This is a genomic window from Sporomusa rhizae (genome assembly GCF_041428845.1).
Classification (GTDB): Bacteria; Bacillota; Negativicutes; order Sporomusales; family Sporomusaceae; genus Sporomusa; species Sporomusa rhizae.
Genome location: NZ_CP156925.1, coordinates 2054895 through 2078615 on the forward strand (window position 1 = coordinate 2054895; position 23721 = coordinate 2078615).

A 23721-nucleotide genomic window follows, 5' to 3' on the forward strand; every position below is an offset into this window, starting at 1 on the left:
TTGTTATTTAAGCTGAACCGTGCAAATTAATATAGTAGGGGGTTAACCACATGAATGTACGTGAAGCCGCATTAAAACTTCATCGCGAAAATCAAGGTAAACTGGCAGTAGCCTCAAAGGTGCCTCTATCCTCCCGCCATGACCTCAGTCTGGCCTATACTCCCGGAGTTGCTGAACCTTGCAAAGATATTAAAGAAAACAAAGACCTATCCTTTGAACTTACCTGCCGTGGCAATATGATTGCCGTTGTGTCGGACGGTACCCGTGTTTTGGGTCTTGGTGACATTGGACCTGAAGCAGCTATGCCGGTAATGGAAGGCAAAGCAGTGCTGTTCAAAATGTTTGGAGATGTTGACGCAGTACCTATCTGCCTTGATACTAAAGACCCTGATGAAATCATTAGAACAGTTAAACTTCTGCAACCTACTTTTGCCGGTATAAATTTAGAAGATTTTTCTTCACCTAAGTGCTATGACATTGAAGATGCTCTAAAAGAGCAAATGGACATTCCGGTGTTCCATGATGATCAACATGGTACAGCTATTGCCGGTGTGTCAGCACTTATTGGTGCACTGCGTTTTGTCAAAAAAGACTTAGCTAACGCAAAAATCGTAGTAAACGGTGCTGGGGCTGCTGGTACGGCTATCGGCCGCCTGTTAGTCAATGCTGGAGCTAAGAATGTAATCATGGTTGATGTTCATGGCGCCCTGTATAAAGGTATGCCTGGACTCAACCGGGTGCAAACTGAGTTGGCTAAAGTTACAAATTTGACTAAATTCGAAGGCAATCTGGCCGAAGTAGCTAAAAACGCCGATGCTATTATTGGCGTGTCAGCTCCTGGTGCATTCACCAAAGAGATTATCCAAAGTATGAATACTGATGCTATCGTTATTGCTATGGCTAACCCTGTTCCCGAAATCAGCTACGAGGAAGCGAAAGCTGCCGGAGCCAGAATTGCGGGAACTGGCCGCTCGGATGCTCCTAACCAAGTTAATAATGTAACTGTATTCCCGGGAGTATTCCGGGGAGCGATGGATGTAAGAGCCCGCCAAATTAACGAAGCTATGAAAATTGCGGCTGTTTACGCAATTTCAGAATTAATTCCGGAAAATGAACTCAGAGAAGATTATATTGTACCTGACGCTTTTGACCCACGGGTTGCTCCTGCCGTTGCTGCCGCTGTTGCGAAAGCAGCTATGGACACCGGTGTGGCTCGCATAAAAGTAGATCCGGAAGAAATTCGCAAGAAAACAGCCGAACGCGTTGCACGTAATCGTTAAGTAAGGAGGACAAAATGCGTACAATTGATGTTTCTCAGATCACAGCAGCTATTGCTAAAATGGCAGTTGATGCTAACTACTACTTATCAGATGATATTCGCGAGGCCTTAGAAGCCGGCCAAGAGCGTGAAGAATCTCCATTAGGAAAAGCTATTCTTGGCCAACTGGTGGAAAATGCTTGTATTGCTCGCGACGAAGAAGTACCTATTTGCCAGGATACCGGTATGGCTGTTATATTCATGGAAATTGGACAAGATGTACATATTACCGGCGGTGACTTGTTTGAGGCTGTTAACGCTGGCGTAGCCAAAGGATATACCGAAGGTTACCTGCGTAAGTCTGTTGTTACCGAGCCTTTGTTTAACCGTAAAAACACCGGTGACAACACTCCGGCAGTGTTGCACACTACCATTGTACCTGGAGATAAAGTAAAAATTACTTTGGCTCCTAAGGGGTTTGGCAGCGAAAACATGAGCGCACTTAGAATGTTTAAACCGGCTGAGGGCTTGCCTGCCATTAGAAAGTTCCTTACCGAAACTATTTTTAATGCCGGTTCCAATCCTTGCCCGCCAATCGTAGTTGGTATGGGCATTGGCGGTACTATGGAGAAAGCTGCGCTTTTAGCGAAAAAAGCTTTACTGCGTCCAATTAACAAACGTAGCACCCATCCTGAATACGCCAAATTGGAACAAGAATTTTTAGATTTAGTTAATAAGACCGGTGTTGGTCCCCAGGGTCTTGGTGGCCGGGTTACCGCATTGGCTGTTAATATCGAATACTATCCAACACATATTGCCGGACTGCCTGTGGCTATCAATATCAACTGTCATGCCACTCGCCACGCCGAAGTTGAACTATAGGGGGGCTTGCTTCAATGAATGACGTTATCAAAATTGTCACCCCGCTGACTCAAGACAAAGCCAAAGCGCTTAAAGCGGGCGACTTTGTCCTTATCACCGGAACTATTTATACATCTCGCGATGCAGCACATAAACGTATGGTAGAAGCCTTAGACCGAGGCGAACAACTGCCTGTTGATTTCCAAGATCAAATTGTCTATTACGTTGGACCTACTCCTGCTAAGCCCGGTAAAGCCATTGGCTCTGCCGGTCCTACCACCAGCGGCCGTATGGATGCCTATACCCCGCGCATGCTTGAACAAGGCTTACGCGGCATGATTGGTAAAGGCTACCGTACTCCGGAAGTTGTAGAAGCCATGAAAAAACATGATGCAGTATACTTTGCTGCTACCGGCGGTGCAGCAGCCCTCATCGCCAAAACCATTAAGAAGTATGAAGTTGTGGCTTATGAAGATCTGGGTCCTGAAGCTCTGGCCCGTTTAACAGTAGAAGACTTCCCGGCAATCGTTGTTATTGACAGCGAAGGCCGTAACTTCTATACAGAAGGTCAAGCTAAATACCGCGATCTGTAAAAAATGAAGCGGCTGCCAACCCCAAAAAAATGGTGGTTGGCAGCCGCTAAAAATTACTAGAACTAGTTGCTTGACAAACAAATAAAATATCAGTATAATATGTTTTGTGACTACGGGGCGTGGCTCAGTTTGGTAGAGCACCTGGCTTGGGACCAGGGGGTCGCAGGTTCAAATCCTGCCGCTCCGACCACTTTATAAAAAGACCTTGTTGCGGGTGTAGCTCAATGGTAGAGCACTAGCCTTCCAAGCTAGCTACGAGGGTTCGATTCCCTTCACCCGCTCCATTTTATTTAAAAGGATAATGCGCCTGTAGCTCAGAGGATAGAGCAACCGCCTTCTAAGCGGTTGGCCGTAGGTTCGATTCCTACCAGGCGTGCCAGGGAAATCAAGGCTTCCGAGTATTCGGAAGTCTTTTGTTGTGTAAACGATGGTATTTGTTTAGTGTTTATTCTTTATAAGCACAGCTAATATTAAAAAAGTATGCTATAATAATTACTAAGAGGTGATAGGGTGGAAGAGTTACTAAGGCAATTAGTAGAAGGTCAAAAACGATTAATAGCAGAGGTTCAGGAACTTAAGGATGGTCAGGGACGTATAGAAGCCACAATGCAAGCGGAATTTAAAAGCCTTAAAGAGTCTGATTCTGCTATATTAGGTATACTTGAAAAGACTTACAGAAAAGTTGAAGAAGTGGAAAAGAATCAAGATAGAATGAGTGAAAGTATTAGATATTTAACACGGCAAAGTGTACAGCATGACGAGGATATAAACAGAATAAGAAAAGCATTATAGCCGGGAGTGTAAAATTAAGTGCAGAAGTTCTTTCGAACTTACACACTTAATTTTACACTCCCGATTTATATTTTTACAGAAGTCAGAGTGCTTAATTCTTATTTTTGCCTGATATTCATAGTGAAAAAAGATAAAGTAATAGATGAAAAACATAACTTAAGCCTGACCTTGTCAAACTACACAGGCTACTTTTGGCTATAAAGGTTTTTGTGGTTCTAGGAAGAAAATAGAAATAACAAAGGAAGTAAGTTTGCGAAATCGGGGGATGTGAGAATGATGTTTAAATTCGGTTGCCACAGCAATAACGAATCCCAGGAATATAAATACTCTAATTTATATAATGTTGAGCAAAACAGTAACTATCAAAGAATAGTAATGGGACTCGCAGAGAGCCATATTGACATTATATTAGATTTAATGGCTGCTCTTAATGGGCCGTTTTACCTGTTATATATTTTACATACTCCACGTAATGGTGAAGAACCAGGCAGATATCAGAGTAAGGAGTTTGCTTACGACGAAATTAGTGTGATTCTCAACCAATTTAGAGACTTCTTTGAGAAAGACGCACGCCATGATATTTGGTTTTATTCACCTGAAACAAATACAACTATCGTATATGACCGACATAATCTAATATATTTATATGGTTTTACAGGTGGCCACCTACATATTATTGACAAAATCGGTTTGAAGAAGGAGTCAGTAAACATTCCAAGCCCACATGTGCATTACTATCACTCAGAGTATGATGATCTTGAGTCAATACTTCTCAAAGAGTACCCTTGGAGAAGAACGCCGCTGCACGAATCGGATAGGCAGTAATCAAATGTATAACTGGTGAAAACTTCTAAAAAGGAAGAATGGAATCATGTTTGTGGTAGAAGGTATCTTTAAACCTACTGTAACTTATGATATTGAGAAGGTACAAGAAGTGATTGATCTTTTATTAGGTGCCTTACGGATGAATGGACAGATTTTGGGTCGAGAATATCCCGTAGTAAGCGTTGGAGAAGGATATCAGACCTTTCTTTTTGTACCCGAAGAGAATTCTTTAGTTAAGTGTATAGCAAACACCTATGTCCTTAAATGGCTTGATAAAATGGATGAGTTAGGTGTTGAATATTCATGGAGAGTGTTGGGATCAGAGCTATATAGTAACCATATATGCAAATGTGTTAAACCGAAGTCTTATATTTTATATACGACATATGTATCACTTGAATCACCTATCCAATGCGGAGATTGTTTTGGGAGCATACCTCTGTATCGATTGCCTGTGACTAAGGATGGCGAATACGTAGATGTCCTTACTTGGGAAAGTGATTACAAAGCTTGTGATACGCTTCAGATGAACTGTAGCACAGGGGAGCGCTTTGGCCTTGCGCAGCTATCGAAATACGATAGTAGTCTAACAGAGAGAGGGAGAGACATTTGTAACCGAATAACTATTGCTACTGGAATACCTACATACTACTATCTGCCAAAATCAAGCGGTAAGGGATTGAAGGCAGAACAAGCAAGGAAATGTCCATCTTGTAACGGTGAATGGTTACTTCGTGAGCCACTTCATGGATTATTTGATTTTAGATGTAAAAAATGCAGGCTGTTATCAAATGTTGCTTGGTCAGTTCGACCAAGCCCTGAGTAATAAGAGACCCTCTTTTTGTATTAACATATTTATAGAATGATGAAACAAGACTGAGTTAATTATTTTACTGGAAAATTATATAGTAAAGCATCCAACACCTATTTCGCACTAAGTATTTCTGAAGAAATGAGATTGAGATGAGAAAGTTAATTAAACTTATTACATATATGATTGTATCTTTGTTTATATTTGTAATGTCACTTTTTATCTTTATTCCGTTACTCAATGATTATAGATTGTTCGCTTTTGCGCAGCAGCTAAAAACTTTACCGCAGAATATTACACTGGTTGAATCAAAAACTATTTGTGGAAAACTGAATGGTAATGGTAACGGTATGGATTTTTTAGCATGTATATTAGTTAAATCTGATTTGTCACTAGAGGAAATACAGCAATATTATGATGGAATAGTTTTTCAAACTGCGAAGAATGACGTAAACCATAAAGTTGAAAAACAGGTTTTACCTGTTAAAGGTAATAAACTAGAAACCGAGTATCTTGAACATGGTAGCATTTCGTTTGACACACTTAAACCTTCTCCGGATTATTCTAAATATTATATAATGCTAATATATGACGGAGGATATTCAGCAGATTTAGATATTAGAGGGCACTAATTGTCTGCCTACTAACCTATTACTACAGCAGTTAAACATCCAAGAATTAATTGTAGGAATAACCACTAGATTCATTAACTCATGAAGATAATAATAGCGAAAGAATTTGTATAAAAATGGGTGACATCTACTAAGCTAGATGTGCAATAGAGTAAGAAAAAGTCACCTGCCGAGTTCGTCTTGGCGGGCGACTTTTTTATTGGCAGAATAACAATAAACATGTAAAATAATAACTAAATATAAAGGTAACATATTTCCCAGATTGTGCTATAATAATGCCGTTGTGGCAAGGCAAGGCGCGGCGAAGTTTACATCTTATTATTTTTTTAGGGAATTTAGTAAAGGAGACAAATAAATGGCAAAAATCACTAAATGTATGAGTTGTGGAACAGTATTTGATGCAGAGAAAGCAGTATTGAAACCAATAGGCGACGGTGGATATTTAGAATGTTGTCCTAAATGCGGTAGTACTAATGTTTATTTTTCGGATTACCTACCCAGTGAAGACGACTATTAAGTAGGAAAACTAAGCCTCTGGCGCGTGCCGGGGGTGTTTTACTGTCTATCTATAACCAGCTTATAATACTGTCGGCAAGATCTCTTCTATCGGAAGTGATGGAATCTATAGCTGAGTATCCAACGGTTATAACCGCCATTAATTCTAAATCGTCCGAAGCGCCTAATAGTTTTTTTACCTTGTCTTCATTTTTTAATATCTCACCAATCCAGCAAGTACCTAATCCAATTTCCTGGGCAACAAGTAACATATTCTGTATTGCAGCTCCGATGGCTAGTACATGTTTTAAATAAATGCCTTGTATTTGATTATCTATTGTTTTAGTATCTAAAAAGACTGCTATTAAACAGGGAGAACTTTCTAGACAATTCTGGAAAATTGTTAAAGAGGAAAGTTCTTTAATTAGGTTTTCATCATTCATTACCACTGAGAATTTCCATGGCTGCAAGTTATTCCCGGAGGGTGCCCAACTAGCGGCTGTTAGTATCTTTTTTATATCCTCGGGTTCTACTTTTTGTGATGTGTAGGACCTAATACTTCTACGGTTTAATATACATCCCATTAAGGAACTCATTTTTATAACCATTCCTTTCATTTTTGCTCAATAGTATCCCAGACTAATCAAGGCTACGGAAAGTAGTAAATTGAATGGGTCTCGCCAGTAAAATACGCAAAACGTATGCTAAGAGAAATTTCATAGTCATAAGTAGGAAAATAGTTAGCTTACGGAATACGCATTTAGCTGGTGAGACGCCTTAATGAAACAGCCGATTTGGGATTTGTTTTTTCCAAAGTCGGCGTTGTTTTATAAATGCCACGGGTGGTAGGTAGACCTAACACTACCGAGGCTGTCACTAAAAAAAGTAAAGCAAACAAAAAAAATATCCCCTGTGTGTGGACTTTGCATTGCTTTGTTTTTTTTATAAATTTGGAAATTACTTAGAAACTATAGTAGCGGTTGACTCGAGTACTGAATAACTAACCGCATTGCCTTTTTTAGGAACGAGAAATGTTCGTTCACAAATCATGACAACTGTCCCATCTTGTTTTATTCCAGTTGTTTTTATCTTAACAATTCCTTGTGTTGGACGTGATTTTGATTCCCTGACTTCCAATATTTCACTTTCAGCATACAGTGTATCACCAACAAAGACAGGATTTGTTAGTCGGACTTTATCCCAACCCAAATTTGCTATCACTTTAGCACTCATTGTAGTGACTGTCATCCCATTTATAATACAAAAAGTAACCAAACTTGATACTAATGGTTTTTTAAATTCTGTTCTTTGTGAATAATTATCATCAATATGCAACGGACATTGATTCATATTGATCAATGATTGCCATACATTATCTATTTCTGTCACTGTTCTTCCTGGTCTATGTTCAAAAATATCGCCAACAACAAAATCTTCAAAATATAAACCGTTTGTTTCTCTATAACGGTTTTTTTCAATTTGAATATGGGCACTAACTAATTCTTTCATCAAATCTGCTCCCATCTTTATCAATTAAGCAATACCTAATATTTGTTTAGCCATTTTTACAAATGGTGGTCCAATCATTGTATCGGAAACACGAGATATCCCACCTTGGGAACGATTATATTCGGCGATTATATTTTTGGCAAAATTAATTTGGTCTTCGGAAGGAGAAAAATTCAAATTTATAGTTTGGACTTGGGAGGGATGAATGGCCGCTTTTCCCGTAAACCCAAGTTTTTTTACATTACAGCATTCTTTCTCCAACTCCAGGCTATCTGTTAAATTAAAACAGGCAGTATCAATAGCAGGAATTTCGTTACTTGCAGCAGCTGCTGCTAATAAACTTCGCGCCAATAAAGATCCTTCCCACGTAATATTAATTCCCATACAGGCTGAAAAATCAGCTGAGCCAAATATAAGCCCATCACTTACCTTAGCAATTTCATTTATACACGATAATGCTTTAGGAGTTTCCAGCGTGGAATATAACTTAATTAGCGGTTTTTTCGATAATAAATTCCTAACAATTTTAATTTCATCAGCGGACTCAACCATGGGAGCAATAATTAAGTTTGGAACATTCTTCATATGAAGTAGCAATAATATATCTTTAATTCCTTCTTCAGATTCTAATTTATTTATTCTTAGACCTGTGGCAAAACTGGGTTGGATCTGAAAAAAGTTAAATACATTTCGTCTAGCTTCTGCTTTTCGCTCTTTAGGAACTCCATCCTCTAAATCAAGGATACCAATATCGGCATTCACTTCTCTTGCTTTTTCTAAAGACTTAATCTTAATCGCTGGTGTAAATAAAAAACTTCTAAATTTTTTATTTTGCATTTTCCCCACCTCTTTTTTTATTTACAAACTTAGCACTATTTTAATTTTATTTAATTAACCACCCCGGTGTTAATATATGGGTAACTTAGGAATTTATTACATTCTAAAATCGTGTTATTCTTCCAATAAACCTCAAAATAAACCGGATTGACCGTGTATGGAAATATATGGTAACATGATGTGGGGTTACTTTAAGCATCTTCACTATTAGGGTAAAGGGGAATGATTATGGGAAAATATGGTAATGTACAAAAAATGATTGAATTTGGCAACGAAAGCTGGAATAGCTTAAAGGATTGCGGTTTAAGCGATATTCGAGTTCGATACACAGATACTAATCGTGTAATTACATCTGACAATCACAGATTTATTAATATGTGTTCCTGTTCCTATCTTGGTCTTGACAGGCACCCAAAGATAGTTCAGGGTGCCATACAAGGATTGGAAAGAGCAAATACAGTAACTCTACCAACATCGAGACTTCGAATTGGTTTGTCACTTATAGATGAAGCTGAAGCAATTCTTTCACAAGTGTTTGACTGCAAAGCACGTGTTACTCTCTCTTGCGGAGCAGCATCGTCAGGCATGTTGCCTTTGCTTGCCTCAGGATATCTTACCGAGAAAGAACGCCCCTTGATGATTTTCGATAAGTTTGTACATTTTTCAATGGCACATATGAAATCATCGTGTGGAGACGAGACTGATATATTGACATGCCCGCACAACGATCTTGCTTTTATTGAAGATGTTTGTTTGAAAAATCCAACGAGAAAGATTGTATATATTGCAGATGGTGCATATAGCATGGGAGGTTATGCGCCAGTGGAGGAACTTGAAAAACTACAAGATAAATATGGACTATATTTGTACTTTGACGATTCTCATTCGTTGTCTGCATATGGAAAAAATGGTGTCGGGTATGTTCGTTCGAAATTGAAATCGTTTAATGATAGAACGTTTATAGTCGCATCATTAGGCAAAGCTTTTGGTGTGTGTGGTGGAGTTATCTTGACTGCTTACAATGCGCCATACGAGGACTTCATCAATACGTCCTCAGGACCACAAGCATGGTCTCAGCCTTTGAATGCAGCTGGGCTTGGCGGTGTTATTGCATCGGCGCAAATTCATCTTAGCGATGAGCTTGAAACTCTTCAACATAGACTGCAAGATAATTTGTACACATTCGATAAATTATGCCCAACGTCCAACAAAGATAATGGCTTGCCTATACGTATTATCGAATTGAGTAACTCGAATAACGCGATAGAATTTTCAAAAAGGCTCTTTGAGGAGGGGTACTATTCGTCTGCCGTGTTTTTCCCGATTGTAGCCAAGGGGCGTGCAGGGCTTAGAATCATGATGCGAGCTGATATGGATACGGAGGATATTACTGGTTTCTTAGAGGCAGTTAATAAAATTGCTTTAGACTATAAGAATTTTGGTTCTTGATGTAACTGACTTAGTTTTCACAAATAGATATAAGTAAATAAACCTTGGAATATAAAAATGTTGCCAACAAAACGTTTATTTTTAATGTGTCATAAATCAACAAATACGCGACGGAGCAGATATAAAAACTTGTTGTTTGTTTCGCAAAAGAAGAGACTTCCGAGTAATCGGGAGTCTCTTGTTATGTTAAAGGAGCCTTTTCACATTAAGCAGTGTGTTGAATATGATATAGCAGATTATTGTTTGATAAGGAGGCATGTAACTTTGTCTCACTTTGCTGTTATCAACGCTGGTAAGGCAGGATTTCAAATTGTGCCGACAACGCCTTTAGGTAATGCCTACATAGCCCGGTGTAGAGGCATGATGACGTATTCCAAATTGAACATCGCCCTATCAGCGGTTAAACGGATGGAAACGACATTAAATAAGCGTATCAAAAGAAAATAGCCGGTGAATCCGGCTATCATAAAACTGGACAAGCATTGCCTAAAAAATATAGGCGAAGCAAAACAGCAACATGATTTAATCAAGCTCCGTCAATCTCTAGAGTGAAATAACTAAGGAATACCAATAAGAAGGAGTTATACAGAATGTATAGAAATGGAAGTAAATAGCTCTGGCGTACTTCAGGAGGGAGCAACTACTGGCTTTTTTATTCTTAATGTAAGTAGGTTTTGCTATACAGTTTATAGTCCAGTGGGAGGTGAATGAAATATGATAAGCATTGTTGCCTCCGTTTTAACAGGTATTGTTTTGACAATACAAGGGGCAATTAACGCGAATATAGGAAAACTATCAGGTCAATTCGTTATGATAGTTGGAGTTTCATTAGTGCAAATTGTATTGGGGCTCATTTTGCTTTTTTATACACAGCAAAAAATGGAAGGTATAGTCTCGCCATGGATATTGATATCGGGAATATTAGGCATATTTGCTATGTATGGGTTTGCTTTTTCGATAGGGAATATAGGAACTCTGAATGTATTTGCACTAGTTTTAGTTGGTCAAGTTATTACCGCAAGTGTTGTTGATCATTTTGGTTTGCTTGGAGTCGAGCCAATTCCATTTAATCTACAACGCTTTGCCAGTTGTTTACTAATAATTGCCGGTGTTTATTGGTTAACTAAAACTTCTTAAAAGCCTAAATCTTGTTTTTTAGCAATAATTCTTCGCCACTAAAAAGGAGGTTTTAATATTTCCGGCTTGTTGGATAGTAACTCATTTGAAATAAAAGGCTGTTTACTAGCGACAGTCTTTTTTTGTCCTGATTTTTAATTAACTTGATTGCCGTATGTTGCGCAATAATTTAGTAATCGCAAAATTATATTTATGCATATGGTTGCATAAATAGGAGTAATATGCAATAATTTGTTTAGTACATTATTGTTTTAACTAGATAAAGGAGGAAATAACTAAGATGAATAAGAAAATGGTGTATTTTGTATTAGCGGCTTTTTTACTGTCATTAGTGTTGCTTGCCGGATGTGGCCAACAACAAAAACAAGCGGCGTCGACTAATACTGGTAAAAAAGTTGTTAAGATCGGATCAGAAACTACTTTTCCCCCCTTTGAATTCCAAGATGAAAAAACCAAAGATTATGTTGGCTTTGATATTGACTTGGCCAAGGCGGTATTTACTAAAGCCGGCTATGAACCAGAGATTGTAAGCACACAGTTTGATGGTTTGATTCCGGCGTTGGATGCAGGAGTTATTGATGCCATTGTTTCCGGAATGCAAATTACCGAAGAACGCTCCAAAAAAGTGTTATTTTCGAATCCGTATTATGAATCAGGACAAAATATTTTAGTAAGAGCTGACAATACTGCCATCAAAAATTGGAATGACTTAGAGGGCAAAAAGATTGGTGTACAAATTGGCACCACAGGTGCTGCCGAAGCTAAAAAAGTGCCTAATGCCGATATTCGGGAATTTAACAACACCTCAGAAGCTAATTTGGAGTTAAAGGCCGGCGGCGTGGATGCAGTAGTTAACAGCGTACCCGTAAATGCATATTATCTGAAAAACGGCGGTGGTGCAAAAGACGCCAAAATAGTAGGCGATATTCATAGGGCGCTATATTGCGGTATTGCTGTTAAGAAAGGCAATACGGAAATGGTTGAAAAAATCAATAAAGCCCTTGAAGAAATAAAACAAAGTGGCGAGTACGATAAAATATGTGAGAAATGGTTTGGCAAAAAGCAATAGGAATATATATCATTTAGGCTGATTAGACAGACTAAAGGCCGAAGAATTACCTATTCAGGGTGTTTCTTCGGCTTTTCTTTTTTGCAAAAAGGTATAATGCTTTTCCTAAGTGGTTGATAGGGGGCGATTCCTGTCATACTAAAGTGAAGTTTGTCTAGAGTGGTAAAAAATAGAAAGGATTTGTTACAAGACTGCGGAAATATAGTATTAATTAAATATATTTTGTAAACAGCGGAAGGGGAGCAAGTTTATGAGGATTACAATTAGTACCAGAATTTCGATCGCACTTTTTGTTATCGTAGTAATGTTGGTAATATTAGGGACAAATGCATTTATGAATTCACGCAGTTTTATGCAGGATATTAAAGGTATTGAGGCGGGATACAATAGGTCTGTTACAGCATCTCAAATTGAAAACCAGCTAACCTCTGCTGCACTCGATATGCGGCGTTATATTGTTGAAAGAAACGATCAATATAAAACCAGCTTTGAACAACGCATGACAAAAACAATTGAAATGGAAAATCAACTGCTTCAATATACAACAGATGAGAATAAAGCGGAAGTTGAAAAGCTTATTGATGGTACAACAAAATACAAAGATGGAATACTAAACGTAATCATCCCTTTGCTAAAAGCGCAATCACAGGCTGATTCTCAAGCAAAAGAAGAAATCAATAGAAAACTTGCTGATAACATTAAATCTTTAACCGAATTAACCCAATCCAACCAGAAGATAATAAGTGATACCGTTGGGCGCGAGTCAAAATTGGTGAAAGAGCAAGTCGGGCAGGCAGAAAATTCATCCAATAGAGCTTCCATAATTTCTTTAGTACTAATGGTATCGGCTGTTTTACTAGGAGTTATTCTTAGTATCATATTAAGGCGCGTTATCACAAAGCCCGTGAATGCTCTTCTTCTTGAACTTAATGAAATTGCATCAGGGAATCTGATTGATAAAGTTAATGTATCTTTGCAGCGATCTGATGAATTTGGCGATATCTATAATGGGTTGCAAAAATCCAAGGCACAGATAAGAAATCTGCTCAATTCCGTACAATCACAGGCGGAACAACTTTTGGCAGCTTCAGAGCAGCTTAATGCAAACTCTGAGCAATCGGCTCAGGCCGTTACCCAGGTAGCCGTCTCTACTGCCGAGATTGCAAGCGGAGCTGAACAACAAGTCCAGGCAGTAAACTCTACACACGTAATCGTAGAAAGAATATCGGATGAGGCTCAGAATATTACTATACAAGCCAATAATGCAGCAGAGAAATCTAATAATGCTGCCCAAACTGCAAATAATGGTAAAAGATCGATTGAATCCGCAATTAACCAGATGAGAAACATAGATGGATCAGTAACAGAATCATCAGTGGTGGTAACTAAATTAGGTGAACGGTCTAAAGAAATAGGCCAGATTATTGATACCATCGCAGGTATCGCTGGGCAGACAAATCTATTGGCACTGAATGCGGCAATTGAAGCAGCTAGAGCGGGTGAACAAGGACGAGGATTTGCCGTTGTAGCCGAGGAAGTACGAAAATTAGCGGAACAATCTCAGGATGCTGCAAAGCAAATTGGAAGTTTAATCGGTGAAATTCAGGCAGATACAAATCAAGCAGTTATTGCTATGGAAAAAGGAATTCGGGATGTTAAAGTTGGTGCAGAAACTATCGATGCGGCGGGAAAAGATTTTGAAGGTATAGTTCAAATAGTGGAAGAAGTTTCTATTGAGGTGCAAGGGATTTCGGGGGGAATTAATGAACTTGCAAATTCTAATCAGCAAATTGTTAATTCCGTCGAACAAATTGAAGTATTAAGTAAGGAAGCCGCTAGCCAGGCCCAGACTGTTTCGGCTGCTACTGAGGAAACGTCCGCATCTATGGAAGAAATCGCAGCGTCGAGTCAAGCATTAACTAAAATGGCGCAAGAAATGAAAAAAGAGGTAAGCAAATTTAAGATATAATTCAACTAGTATTATGTACAAAAACAAGCAGCAGCTAATGCCTGCTTGTTTTTATTTAGTGTAATCGAAGCTAAAAAGTTAAAAACTCGGGGTCTACCAGGCTAATTTACTGTGGTAGATCGAGAAGACAACTCTTGTTACAGCATGAAGCTTTTAGGCAGGGCTCGACCAGGGTAAGTGATTGAAATAACAATCGACAGTAATTAATAATTATTATTGACAAAGTGCTATGATAGAGGTAGAATTTAAGTAAAAAAAACCAACCTTCCTCAAACTATGTTTCAACTGTAGGTTAACTATTTCATGAGGTGTATCGGAATTAGTGGAAAGGGAAGGTGTGATTAATCATGCTGGAGGATATTTTAGTAAGGCTTGAAAATCTACGCCGGCTTTTGCATGAAGTTGCTCTTGAAAAAGGTATATCTCATCCCGAAGTATTATTGATTAGTCAAAAATTAGACAGTGTCATTAATGAATACCTACGCTGTATTGCTAAAGTGCAATCTAACTCAGCACCGATGCTTAAATAAAATCAGATACTATACATAGTAGTTAGCTTTAGCAGGCAATACGAAAAGACTTCCGAGATTACTCGGAAGTCTTTTTCATCATGATAGAAGTATACTTTCGCCTGGATAAGGGCAACATCGGCTTACGCTTTGGAATTTCAGGAGATTTTTTAACAACTGTTAATTGTTATAAAGGAATATAGGTGAAATATGTAGAATTTGGAATTTGAATAATTCTATTCTTACACATTGCGTTATTGATGAGTTTCGTGGCAAGAATAGAAAAAATAATACTAATGAGGATTATATGGATAAGGTTGAAATTTATACGGATGGTGCCTGCAGCGGGAATCCCGGGCCTGGCGGCTGGGGGGCAATACTCATTTATAAAGGGGTAGAGAAAGAATTATCCGGTTATGAGTCGCATACTACAAATAACCGGATGGAGCTGATGGGACCGATAAAGGCGTTAGAAGCATTAAAGCGGTCATGTGAGATTGTTTTCTACACGGATAGTGCTTATGTATGCAAAGCGTTTACTGATAACTGGGTGAAGAAATGGCAAATGAATAATTGGCAGACTAGTAAAAAATTGCCGGTCGAAAATCAAGACTTATGGATGGCACTAATTGACCTGCTTAAAAGTCATAACGCCACCTGGGTAAAAGTAAAAGGGCACAGTGATAACGCTAAGAATAACCGGTGCGATTTATTGGCAAGAACGGCGATAAAGAATAGGATGTAAGGTGTTAAGCTAAACGTAAAATCAAGGCTTCCGAGTAATCGGAAGCCTTTCTATATTTTAGATGAAGTAAAAATGCTGCTTTTAAACATAATAAAGGTAAAGAAAGGAGTGACGCTATGAAACAACATCGTGAATCGAAAGGTGTTTACCAAGACTATGCTTATCCTGATTTATTGGATATACCTGCGGGTAAGGCTGTAGCCTTAGAAGAGTTAGATGAGAATGAACGTCTAAGCATTGCAATGTCAAGTTACTACCTATTATACCGCTAGGTTGATGGTACAATTTTATTGAAAACATGATATTGCCCGGGCTTTATACAATTATTGACTGGACAAGGCCTACTGTTGCTCAGACAGCTGAGAGCAGCGAGTAGGCCTTATTATTTGTCCTTGAAAATATTTACATTAAGCTGACAGGAGAATAACCAATGATCGCTAATATTTTTACTAGAATATTTAAATAGCATGGAGGCGAGGTTATGCAGAGTCAAATCGCACAACGTCTAAAACTCAGGTATTTTCCGGTTGCTATTTTATTTACTAACGAAAAACCGCAAGGCGCTTTGGAATTTGCCGAAGGACGCTGGGGGTGTGTAGCAGCGTTAATGACTGCGGCAGCTAAGGGGCGTCAGGTTGTGTTTAGCCGCAGTACGTTTGGCTGTTTAGGGGGTGGCGTAGGCCTTGGACTAGGAAATATGTATCCGCAGTTTCCCGGTGGCTTTGAATACTTTTTATCCACAGGGAAAGAAGGTTTCCGGGAAGGGGAAGCGTACAAAAAAACTCCTGAACTGGCAAGCACTTTTGTTGATGCTCTGCCTATTACAGATATTCCGGAGCAGTATGTCGTTTTTAAACCGTTGGCCGATGTCGATAGCAGCAAAGAAGAACCAAGGGTAGTGGTCTTTTACGCTAATCCGGATCAGTTGTCTGCGCTAGTGGTTTTGGCGAATTATGGGCGTACCGGTAATGATAATGTTGTCATTCCTTTTGGTGCGGGCTGCCAGTCGGTATGTTTGATTCCGTGGGGAGAAACAGCCAAAGAACGTCCCCGGGCAGTGGTTGGGATGACAGATATCACTGCGCGGCCGGTTATTGATGCGGATTTGCTGTCGTTCAGTGTACCGTTCGGCATGTTTAAAGAAATGGAAGACAATGTGCCAGGCAGTTTTCTGGATAAGCATGACTGGCACAAAGTAGCAGAGCGTATTCCGGATAGATTGTAACACTTACAGATAAAAAAACTAGTAAGTATATTGAATAATTTTTTAAAATAGCTAATAATGAGAGTTAGATTCATTTTATACGTTTAAAAATACTTTTAACGGTTTAGTTTGAGCGGCGTCCAGAAAGGGAGAAACATATGGCTGAAAAATATAGTATTGCTCGATATCAGGTTAACCAACTGCATCCAGGATTAGAACTAGGAGAAACAGTATTTTCGGCTGATGGCGGAATATTGCTTTACGCTGGAACCATACTTACCCAAAAACATATTGAGAGGATACTCACTTACGGGGTTGAAGCTGTCCGAATTCGCCGGACGATCGAAAGTGGCGATGTTGTAGAAGGCTGTCCGGAAACAGACGAAGAGTCAGAAGAAGATGTCCCTGTTGCGTATTGCGAACCTGATATTCCAGAGGGCGCTCAAGAACAAGAGAATGATTTTTTACATATATATAACACTGCTTTGAAAAACTTAAAACGGTGTTTTACGTTGGTTAAGCTTGAAAAGCATTTGGATTGTGACCTGCTAAATGAAATTGTTGATTCTCTGCTGCAGCTGTCTATGCGCGGTATTAGTGCTACTGCTTTACTGCATACGACAAATCGTTCGGAAGATTATTTGTTTCATCATTCGGTCAATGTCGGGATTTTGGCCAATATCATTGGTACTCTAAGTGGAGCGATTCAGCCAAGCCAACAGCGGAACTTAGTTATGGCGGGAGTTTTGCACGATATTGGCAAACTAGAAATCCCGATGCAAGTTCTTTATAAAACTGAACAGCTCACAGAAGAGGAATTTAATTTGGTGCGTCAGCATCCTGCTTTTGCTTTTAAGTTTTTCCGGAATTTCAAGGAGATTCCGGATAGCGTCCGTTATGGCGTGCTTCAGCATCATGAGCGTGACGACGGCTCAGGCTATCCACTCAAGACAAATGGTTCGAAAAACCATTTATTCGCGAAGATTATTGGCATAGCAGATGTTTATGATGCCATGACATCGAAAAAGGTATATGGACAGGAAGTATCACCGTTTGCTGCTATAGAAACCATTCAAAGTGACAGCTTTTCGGGTAAGTTTTCGCCTCAGCATACTACACCGTTTCTGCAGGAGTTATGCGAAACGCTTATTGGCCGGTTTGTAACATTGAACGACGGGCGCACCGGGCAGTTGGTGTTTTGGAACCGCACCGGTAAGGAAAGCTGCCTAATTCGCTTTTCTGACGGTAAGATTTTGGATATTGGCGGACATCGAAAGATAAAAATAACCAAATTAGTTTGTTAGGAGCTTGAGGACGTTGTTGAATAAGAAAACTGCATTACTAGTAGGTGCGACCGGGTTAATTGGTTCTCAGCTTTTGCCGCTATTGCTTGCAGATTCAAGATATCAGGAAATACGTGTATTAACGAGACGGTCACTACAGATAAAACACGCCAAGCTCAGAGAGGTTGTTACGGATTTTGCCAAGCTTGCCGAGTTTGAGGGGGAGTTTTACGCAGTTGATGATGTGTTTTGCTGTCTTGGCACAACTATGAAACAGGCGGGAAGCAAGGCCGCTTTTGAGAAAGTGGACAAAGATTATCCTTTACTTATTGCAGATAGGGCTAAACAGGCCGGCGCTAAGCAATTTCTTTTGGTCTCGGCCCTTGGCGCGAACGCCAAATCCCCGTTCTTTTATAATAAGGTTAAAGGGGAAGTGGAGGCTGCGCTGGCAAAAAAAGATTTTGCCGCCCTGCAGATATTCCGCCCCTCGCTGCTATTAGGAGATCGCCGGGAATTCCGGGTGGGTGAGAAAGTAGCCACAATCGCCAGCCGCATACTTGCACCATTTTTTATAGGATTTTTTCGCCGGGTCAAGCCTATCAAAGGACAAACGGTGGCGATGGCCATGCAGCTTGTGGCTGCTAGGCAACAAGAAGGAATTCATATTTATGAGTCCCGGGATATTAACCAGATGATAAAATGACAGCCAGGATGCTTTGCTGGAGAAAGATTAGCAGAGCATCTTGGCTGTTTTTATTATAACTCAATGATAAATATGGCAGGATTTGGATTGGAAATCAAGAAATTATAAATTTAAGCATGGTCTTATGGTTGATTCTAGACGCGAAGGAGACTCGAACAAGTGGATGATTTGCAAGATTCACACTATAAGCTTAAAATTCAGCAGCAGAAACATGAACGGATATTGGAATCCTTTTTTAAGTATAATCTTGAAGGAGTAGCCATTCTTGACCGGAAGTTCAATTTTTGCAAGGTAAATGAAACTTATGCACGAGATAATTACCGAAAGCCAGAAGACTTTATCGGAAAAAACCATTTTGACTTATATCCGTCTAATGAAGCGAAGCAGTTGTTTCAACAGGCAGTCGATACGAAACAGCCTGTTAGGGCTTATGCACGACCATTTCTCTTTCCTGACAATCCAACAGCAGGACCCACATACTGGGATTGGGTTGTTTTTCCGCTGCTTGATGAACAAGGTGAAGTTGAATTTGTTATCCTCTGTTTGCGGAATGTTACAGAGCAAAAACGAATGGAAAGCCAGATTGCCAAACTGGATAGGTTAAATCTAGTAGGAGAAATGGCGGCAAGTATAAGTCATGAAGTGCGCAATCCCATGACTACTGTCCGCGGTTATCTGCAACATTTAGAGAAAAAGCCGGAATTTAATCAACAAAAGAAAACACTAAAAGTAATGATTGAGGAAATTGACAGGGCAAACGCCATTATCAGTGAGTTTCTTTCCCTCGCCAAAAATAAGCAAATTGAAAAACAGCGCAAGAGCCTTAATGAAATTATCGAAATCTTATTGCCATTAATGGAGGCCGACGCGAATCTCCAAGGCCACAGACTGCATTTTACCAAAGAAGATAATCTGCCGGAGGTTTATATTGATGAAAAAGAAATCCGGCAACTAATTTTGAATCTTGCAAGGAACGGTTTGGAAGCAATGCAAAAACCAGGACTATTATCAATAAAGACAGCATGTACGCCGAGTGCGATTAGTTTATCAATTGCGGACCAAGGGGATGGAATACCTGAATCTGTTCAGAGACAAATTGGTACCCCGTTCATTACTACTAAGAGTAATGGTACTGGATTAGGGTTATCTGTATGCTATGCTATTGCTCAGCGTCATAATGCGAGATTGGAGTACGAAACGAGTGCGAACGGAACAATCTTTACGTTTGAGATGCCGCGTTGAAATCATGGAGAAACGTAATAACAAAAGATATTGCACAATCAAAAGCGGCTTACCAGTTAGGTAAGTCGCCTTACTTTTACTTAATCGGGCAATTTTGTTGTATTTGGGTCGATAAGAAGGCGTAATGAAACCAGGTAATGCCGCCTTCGAGGGTCATTTTAGTGCCAGGAACAACCGTCTTGCTAGCGAGAACTTTAATTTCTCTGTCAATATTGGTTAACCTTCTAAATAATTTTGGTTTACAGAGGGACAGATTCATAGTATAATTTTCAGTGTTAACCAGTAAAATTTTAACGGTTAACGTATGCAAATATGGTTAACTTAAATATTTTAAATAGGTTTACAATGGACGGAGGTAGTAAAATGTCAAAAATTGATTTAATCCTGGAGCTTGGTAACAAAGTATTGAACGGTGGTGAAATAGTCCGGGAAGAAGCGTTGGCTTTAGCCACTGTGGAAGATCAGGAATTACCGTTTCTTTTGGCTATGGCCGACAGAATAAGACAGCAGTTTGTGGGGGACAAAGTAGACTTGTGTGCCATTGTCAACGGCCGATCTGGCATGTGTTCTGAAAACTGCGCATTTTGTGCGCAATCGGCACATCATAAGGCGGATATTTCCGTGTATCCCTTGCTAAGCGCAGACGAACTCGTGGCTGCTGCCAAACAGGCCCAAGATGGTGGTGCATTGCGTTTTAGCATAGTTACCAGCGGCAGAGGTGTGGACGGCGATAATGATTTTCCTCAAATTATCGCTGCGCTGGAACGGATTAAAAAGGAAACAAAATTAATGGTATGTGCTTCACTTGGAACACTCACACTGGAGAGAGCCAAAGCGCTAAAGGCGGCGGGAGTTGGCCGCTATCATCACAATATCGAGAGCAGCCGCAGCTTCTATCCTAACGTGTGCACAACCCATACATATGATGATAAGGCAGTTACTATCAGTACTGCCCATGAAGCCGGTTTAGAGGTATGTTCCGGTGGAATTATCGGTTTAGGTGAATCCATGGAAGACAGGATTGACATGGCTTTTGAACTTAAGGCCTTCGGGGTTCACTCCGTACCCCTTAATATCCTCAATCCGATAAAAGGTACAGTTCTGGCTGGGCAGCCACCTGTGCCGCCGCGGGAGATTTTGAAGACTTTTGCGCTTTTCCGGTTCATTATGCCTGAGAAGGGGATTCGGACAGCCGGCGGGCGCGAAGTAAATCTAAGGGACTTACAGGCTATCGGCTTAATGGGTGGTATCAACGGTATGTTAATTGGCGGTTATCTGACAACAGGCGGACGCAGGTACGATATGGATTTGGCTATGGTTAAGGATTTAGGCTTACAGCCGCTGTCGGCAAGCGATACTCTGAGGGACTAACAAATGAACAGCAGAGTGGGTTGGATAACAGAAGTTAGTCTGTTGGCCGCTTTTATAACGATAACGGGAACCTTTAAGCTGCCCGGGATATTTCCGGGGACAGAATTTCAACTGTCGGCGCCGCTGGCCGTAGCAATCTGTGCAGTGTTTGGCTTTACCAAGTATATGACAGCAGGCATAGTATCAAGCGCCGCCGGCTTGATACTGGGAACGCAATCCCTGCTCAATGTTGGAATTGCCATGATATTTCGTTTAACCGTTGGCCTGATAATTGTAGCGTTTGGCCGTTCCTGGCCGGTAGTGGCACTGGTGGGGCCTGTAGGCTCTGCGGTGGCGCGGCTGGCATTAGGCGGTATTATTGGTAAGGCGGCAATACCGTTAGTGATGGCAGCTATTCCCGGAATGTGCTATACGGCTTTGCTGGCGTGGCCGCTTACCGTCGTGCTCAAGCGGGTAAAAATCCGGAAAGGCAAGGTGACCGGGGATGCTGTATAGCGTTCGGATGCGGGCGGCTCAGGGTGGGGCGCATGAACAAGGCGGTACTCATATTTCGGGAGCCGAACGGCTGGTGGGTGAAGCAGAGTGGAAGCAGGTTGCGGCGGAAATGCTGGAGCGGGCAGTATCGCACAGTAAAGGAAGCGCCGACTTTATCAATCTGATTGTCGAAACCGTTTCACGGAACAATGTGCAGGAAATTACCTGCTTACCTATTCAATCAGTAGCCGGGTCAGATGTTCCGGCAGGCCGTAAGGCTGCGCAGGCTGAGCTGATTAAAGCCGGGGTAGCTCCGGCCGCAGCTAGCGCCGGGGTAGCGGCTGTGGCCGGCTTGCAAGGCAGTATGCGTGGAGCGATGGTATTGTGTGCGAAAACAGGCAAGCGGCTGGATGACAGCGGTGAACGGGGAATTCGCGTTTCACGGATGGATATTGCCGATAATCAGGCCTATTTGAATTGGCTGCGACGGCAGGGATATGGCAACATGCATATTCGGGAGGCATTGGTTTTAGCATCTAAAGTGCTGTCAGCCCCAGGGGTTGTTGCCGAGTTATGCTGGTCAGATGATCCGGAATATACAACAGGATATATTGCTTCGGCAACGGTTTACACCCGGTTTACGAATTTAAAACCATATGGCTGCTCGATTGGCGGTAGAGTTTTTTTCGTTAAGGAGAATACCGACCTGGCGCAATTGACCGACTATTTACAATACCGGCCGGTGATGGTTAAAGTGCCGGCAGAGGAGACTAACGATGCAGTTTCTAGGTGACTATTTAGAGAAGGTAAAGGCTAAAAAACTTTATCGCCAAACCATTGTTTACAACCCTGTCAGTGCGACGCATGTGCAGGAAAACGGTCAAGTTTACCTGCTCTTAGCTTCTAATAATTACTTGGGGTTGACCCATGATCCGGTAGTGCAGCAGGCAGCAATTGAAGCGGTACGGCTGTATGGAACGGGTTCGGGCGGGGCGAGGCTGACTACCGGGACACATCCGCTGTTCGACGAGTTGGAACAGGAGTTAGCAAATTTCAAAGATACCCAGGCCGCTATTGTGTTTAATACCGGGTATATGGCTAATGTCGGCGTTATCAGTGCTTTGGCTGGAGCGGAAGATGTTATTTTCAGTGATGAGCTTAATCATGCCAGCATTATTGACGGTTGCCGGTTATCGAGGGCACGGGTGGTTGTATATCGCCACAGTGACATGGAACAATTGCAAGAGCTTCTAAAAGCTACATCTTGCCGGGGCAAGCGGCTTATCGTAACTGATGGAGTTTTTAGTATGGATGGTGATATTGCGCCATTGGATAAAATCGTTGCCTTGGCCGAACAGTATGAAGCCATTGTCATGGTTGACGATGCTCATGCCACCGGTGTCATCGGGCCGGGCGGACATGGTACGGCTGCCTATTTCGGCGTTCAGGATAAGGTCCAGGTACAGTTGGGGACACTCAGTAAGGCTTTAGGGGCGGAAGGCGGCTTTGTGGCCGGTTCGCAGGAACTTATCGAGTACATAAGGAACAAGGCGCGCAGTTTTATTTTTTCCACAGCCTTAGCGCCTGCGACGATCGCGGCTGGTTTAGCTGCCCTGCGCCAATTAAGAGCTCAGCCTGCGCTCGTTACCCGGTTACAGGAAAATGCCCAGCTTGTAAGGCAACTACTGGAATATGCCCAAATGCCGGTGGTACTTGACGGCGTGGCGCCGATTATCCCCGTCATCGTGGGGGATGCCGACAAGGCAGTGAAGCTGACGGCTGAACTAAAACAGCAGGGGATTATTATTTCGGCTATCAGGCCGCCGACTGTGCCCGTAGGCACAAGCCGGCTCCGGCTTACGGTAACGGCTTCTCATGACCGGAAAGAGTTGGCTGCGGCTGTTAATACGATTGTTGCAACAGTTAAGCAGTCGGAAATGATTGTGAGGTAAT

At 41.1% G+C, this 23721-nt stretch carries 27 protein-coding genes and 3 tRNA genes; 27 read left to right on the forward strand and 3 right to left on the reverse strand.

The annotated features are described in order from the left end of the window. The first annotated feature begins 50 nt into the window (after window positions 1-50). The 11 genes from SRRS_RS09335 (at window position 51) to SRRS_RS09385 (ending at window position 6289) form a co-directional block, all read left to right on the forward strand. Complete coding sequence (locus SRRS_RS09335; RefSeq protein ID WP_371368207.1) at window positions 51-1280, forward strand: NADP-dependent malic enzyme; 1230 nt, start codon at window positions 51-53, stop codon at window positions 1278-1280. A 14-nt stretch (window positions 1281-1294) separates the two neighbouring features. After that, window positions 1295-2140 (forward strand): fumarate hydratase, encoded by an 846-nt coding sequence (locus SRRS_RS09340; protein ID WP_371368209.1) that lies wholly within the window; start codon window positions 1295-1297, stop codon window positions 2138-2140. Window positions 2141-2154: 14 nt separating this feature from the next. After that, a complete protein-coding gene (locus tag SRRS_RS09345) occupies window positions 2155-2712 on the forward strand; it encodes a Fe-S-containing hydro-lyase (RefSeq protein ID WP_371368210.1) in 558 nt (185 codons plus the stop codon). Window positions 2713-2825: 113 nt separating this feature from the next. Then, window positions 2826-2902, forward strand: a tRNA-Pro gene (locus tag SRRS_RS09350). Window positions 2903-2922: 20 nt separating this feature from the next. Beyond that, window positions 2923-2996 (forward strand) — tRNA-Gly (locus tag SRRS_RS09355). Between the two features lie 19 nt (window positions 2997-3015). After that, window positions 3016-3091, forward strand: a tRNA-Arg gene (locus tag SRRS_RS09360). Between the two features lie 131 nt (window positions 3092-3222). Continuing rightward, window positions 3223-3504, forward strand: a complete 282-nt coding sequence (locus tag SRRS_RS09365; RefSeq protein WP_371368211.1) for a hypothetical protein — start codon at window positions 3223-3225, stop codon at window positions 3502-3504. Window positions 3505-3777: 273 nt separating this feature from the next. Further along, a complete protein-coding gene (locus tag SRRS_RS09370; RefSeq protein ID WP_371368212.1) occupies window positions 3778-4329 on the forward strand; it encodes a hypothetical protein in 552 nt (183 codons plus the stop codon). 46 nt (window positions 4330-4375) lie between these two features. Next, window positions 4376-5155: a Zn-ribbon-containing protein gene (locus SRRS_RS09375; RefSeq protein ID WP_371368214.1), complete on the forward strand. Its 780-nt coding sequence runs from the start codon at window positions 4376-4378 to the stop codon at window positions 5153-5155. Window positions 5156-5292: 137 nt separating this feature from the next. Continuing rightward, complete coding sequence (locus tag SRRS_RS09380) at window positions 5293-5772, forward strand: hypothetical protein (RefSeq protein ID WP_371368216.1); 480 nt, start codon at window positions 5293-5295, stop codon at window positions 5770-5772. A gap of 355 nt (window positions 5773-6127) precedes the next feature. Beyond that, the gene (locus tag SRRS_RS09385) at window positions 6128-6289 is read left to right on the forward strand and encodes a hypothetical protein (protein ID WP_371368217.1); all 162 of its coding nucleotides are present in this window, start codon (window positions 6128-6130) and stop codon (window positions 6287-6289) included. Between the two features lie 49 nt (window positions 6290-6338). On the opposite strand, the gene SRRS_RS09390 is transcribed toward SRRS_RS09385, so the two are convergent. The 3 genes from SRRS_RS09390 to SRRS_RS09400 form a co-directional block, all read right to left on the reverse strand. Beyond that, window positions 6339-6884: a nitroreductase family protein gene (locus SRRS_RS09390; protein ID WP_371368219.1), complete on the reverse strand. Its 546-nt coding sequence runs from the start codon at window positions 6882-6884 to the stop codon at window positions 6339-6341. A 340-nt stretch (window positions 6885-7224) separates the two neighbouring features. Next, entirely contained in the window at window positions 7225-7776 is a 552-nt protein-coding gene (locus SRRS_RS09395) for a MaoC family dehydratase (protein ID WP_371368220.1), read from the reverse strand. Between the two features lie 24 nt (window positions 7777-7800). Next, window positions 7801-8613 carry a CoA ester lyase gene (locus SRRS_RS09400; RefSeq protein ID WP_371368221.1) on the reverse strand — a complete coding sequence of 271 codons (813 nt, stop codon included), beginning with the start codon at window positions 8611-8613 and terminating at the stop codon, window positions 7801-7803. A 228-nt stretch (window positions 8614-8841) separates the two neighbouring features. Here SRRS_RS09400 and SRRS_RS09405 point away from each other — a divergent pair, with 228 nt between their 5' ends. The 16 genes from SRRS_RS09405 (at window position 8842) to bioF (ending at window position 23720) form a co-directional block, all read left to right on the forward strand. After that, window positions 8842-10062, forward strand: coding sequence for an aminotransferase class I/II-fold pyridoxal phosphate-dependent enzyme (locus tag SRRS_RS09405; protein ID WP_371368223.1), 1221 nt, complete (start codon window positions 8842-8844; stop codon window positions 10060-10062). A gap of 264 nt (window positions 10063-10326) precedes the next feature. Then, window positions 10327-10509, forward strand: a complete 183-nt coding sequence (locus SRRS_RS09410; RefSeq protein WP_371368224.1) for a hypothetical protein — start codon at window positions 10327-10329, stop codon at window positions 10507-10509. Between the two features lie 267 nt (window positions 10510-10776). Continuing rightward, window positions 10777-11199, forward strand: coding sequence for a DMT family transporter (locus SRRS_RS09415; protein ID WP_371368226.1), 423 nt, complete (start codon window positions 10777-10779; stop codon window positions 11197-11199). Window positions 11200-11479: 280 nt separating this feature from the next. Then, a complete protein-coding gene (locus tag SRRS_RS09420; RefSeq protein ID WP_371368228.1) occupies window positions 11480-12268 on the forward strand; it encodes a basic amino acid ABC transporter substrate-binding protein in 789 nt (262 codons plus the stop codon). A 250-nt stretch (window positions 12269-12518) separates the two neighbouring features. Then, on the forward strand, window positions 12519-14237 hold the full coding sequence (locus SRRS_RS09425) for a methyl-accepting chemotaxis protein (protein ID WP_371368230.1): 1719 nt from the start codon (window positions 12519-12521) through the stop codon (window positions 14235-14237). Between the two features lie 347 nt (window positions 14238-14584). After that, the gene (locus SRRS_RS09430; RefSeq protein ID WP_371368232.1) at window positions 14585-14767 is read left to right on the forward strand and encodes a Spo0E family sporulation regulatory protein-aspartic acid phosphatase; all 183 of its coding nucleotides are present in this window, start codon (window positions 14585-14587) and stop codon (window positions 14765-14767) included. 286 nt (window positions 14768-15053) lie between these two features. Beyond that, entirely contained in the window at window positions 15054-15491 is a 438-nt protein-coding gene (gene rnhA / locus SRRS_RS09435; protein WP_371368233.1) for a ribonuclease HI, read from the forward strand. Window positions 15492-15607: 116 nt separating this feature from the next. After that, window positions 15608-15763 (forward strand): hypothetical protein, encoded by a 156-nt coding sequence (locus tag SRRS_RS09440; RefSeq protein WP_371368235.1) that lies wholly within the window; start codon window positions 15608-15610, stop codon window positions 15761-15763. Window positions 15764-15972: 209 nt separating this feature from the next. Next, window positions 15973-16716: a DUF169 domain-containing protein gene (locus SRRS_RS09445; RefSeq protein ID WP_371368237.1), complete on the forward strand. Its 744-nt coding sequence runs from the start codon at window positions 15973-15975 to the stop codon at window positions 16714-16716. A gap of 137 nt (window positions 16717-16853) precedes the next feature. Next, entirely contained in the window at window positions 16854-17999 is a 1146-nt protein-coding gene (locus tag SRRS_RS09450) for an HD-GYP domain-containing protein (RefSeq protein WP_371368238.1), read from the forward strand. A 13-nt stretch (window positions 18000-18012) separates the two neighbouring features. Then, complete coding sequence (locus SRRS_RS09455) at window positions 18013-18681, forward strand: oxidoreductase (protein ID WP_371368239.1); 669 nt, start codon at window positions 18013-18015, stop codon at window positions 18679-18681. Between the two features lie 159 nt (window positions 18682-18840). Then, on the forward strand, window positions 18841-19923 hold the full coding sequence (locus SRRS_RS09460; RefSeq protein ID WP_371368241.1) for a nitrogen regulation protein NR(II): 1083 nt from the start codon (window positions 18841-18843) through the stop codon (window positions 19921-19923). A gap of 363 nt (window positions 19924-20286) precedes the next feature. Further along, the gene (gene bioB / locus SRRS_RS09465) at window positions 20287-21294 is read left to right on the forward strand and encodes a biotin synthase BioB (protein WP_371368243.1); all 1008 of its coding nucleotides are present in this window, start codon (window positions 20287-20289) and stop codon (window positions 21292-21294) included. 3 nt (window positions 21295-21297) lie between these two features. Further along, window positions 21298-21789: a hypothetical protein gene (locus SRRS_RS09470; RefSeq protein ID WP_371368245.1), complete on the forward strand. Its 492-nt coding sequence runs from the start codon at window positions 21298-21300 to the stop codon at window positions 21787-21789. Further along, window positions 21779-22561, forward strand: coding sequence for a 6-carboxyhexanoate--CoA ligase (locus SRRS_RS09475; protein WP_371368247.1), 783 nt, complete (start codon window positions 21779-21781; stop codon window positions 22559-22561). The genes SRRS_RS09470 and SRRS_RS09475 overlap by 11 nt, the downstream gene beginning before the upstream one ends. Then, window positions 22545-23720, forward strand: coding sequence for an 8-amino-7-oxononanoate synthase (gene bioF / locus SRRS_RS09480; RefSeq protein WP_371368249.1), 1176 nt, complete (start codon window positions 22545-22547; stop codon window positions 23718-23720). Before SRRS_RS09475 ends, bioF begins: the two co-directional genes overlap by 17 nt. Window position 23721: the final 1 nt, after the last annotated feature.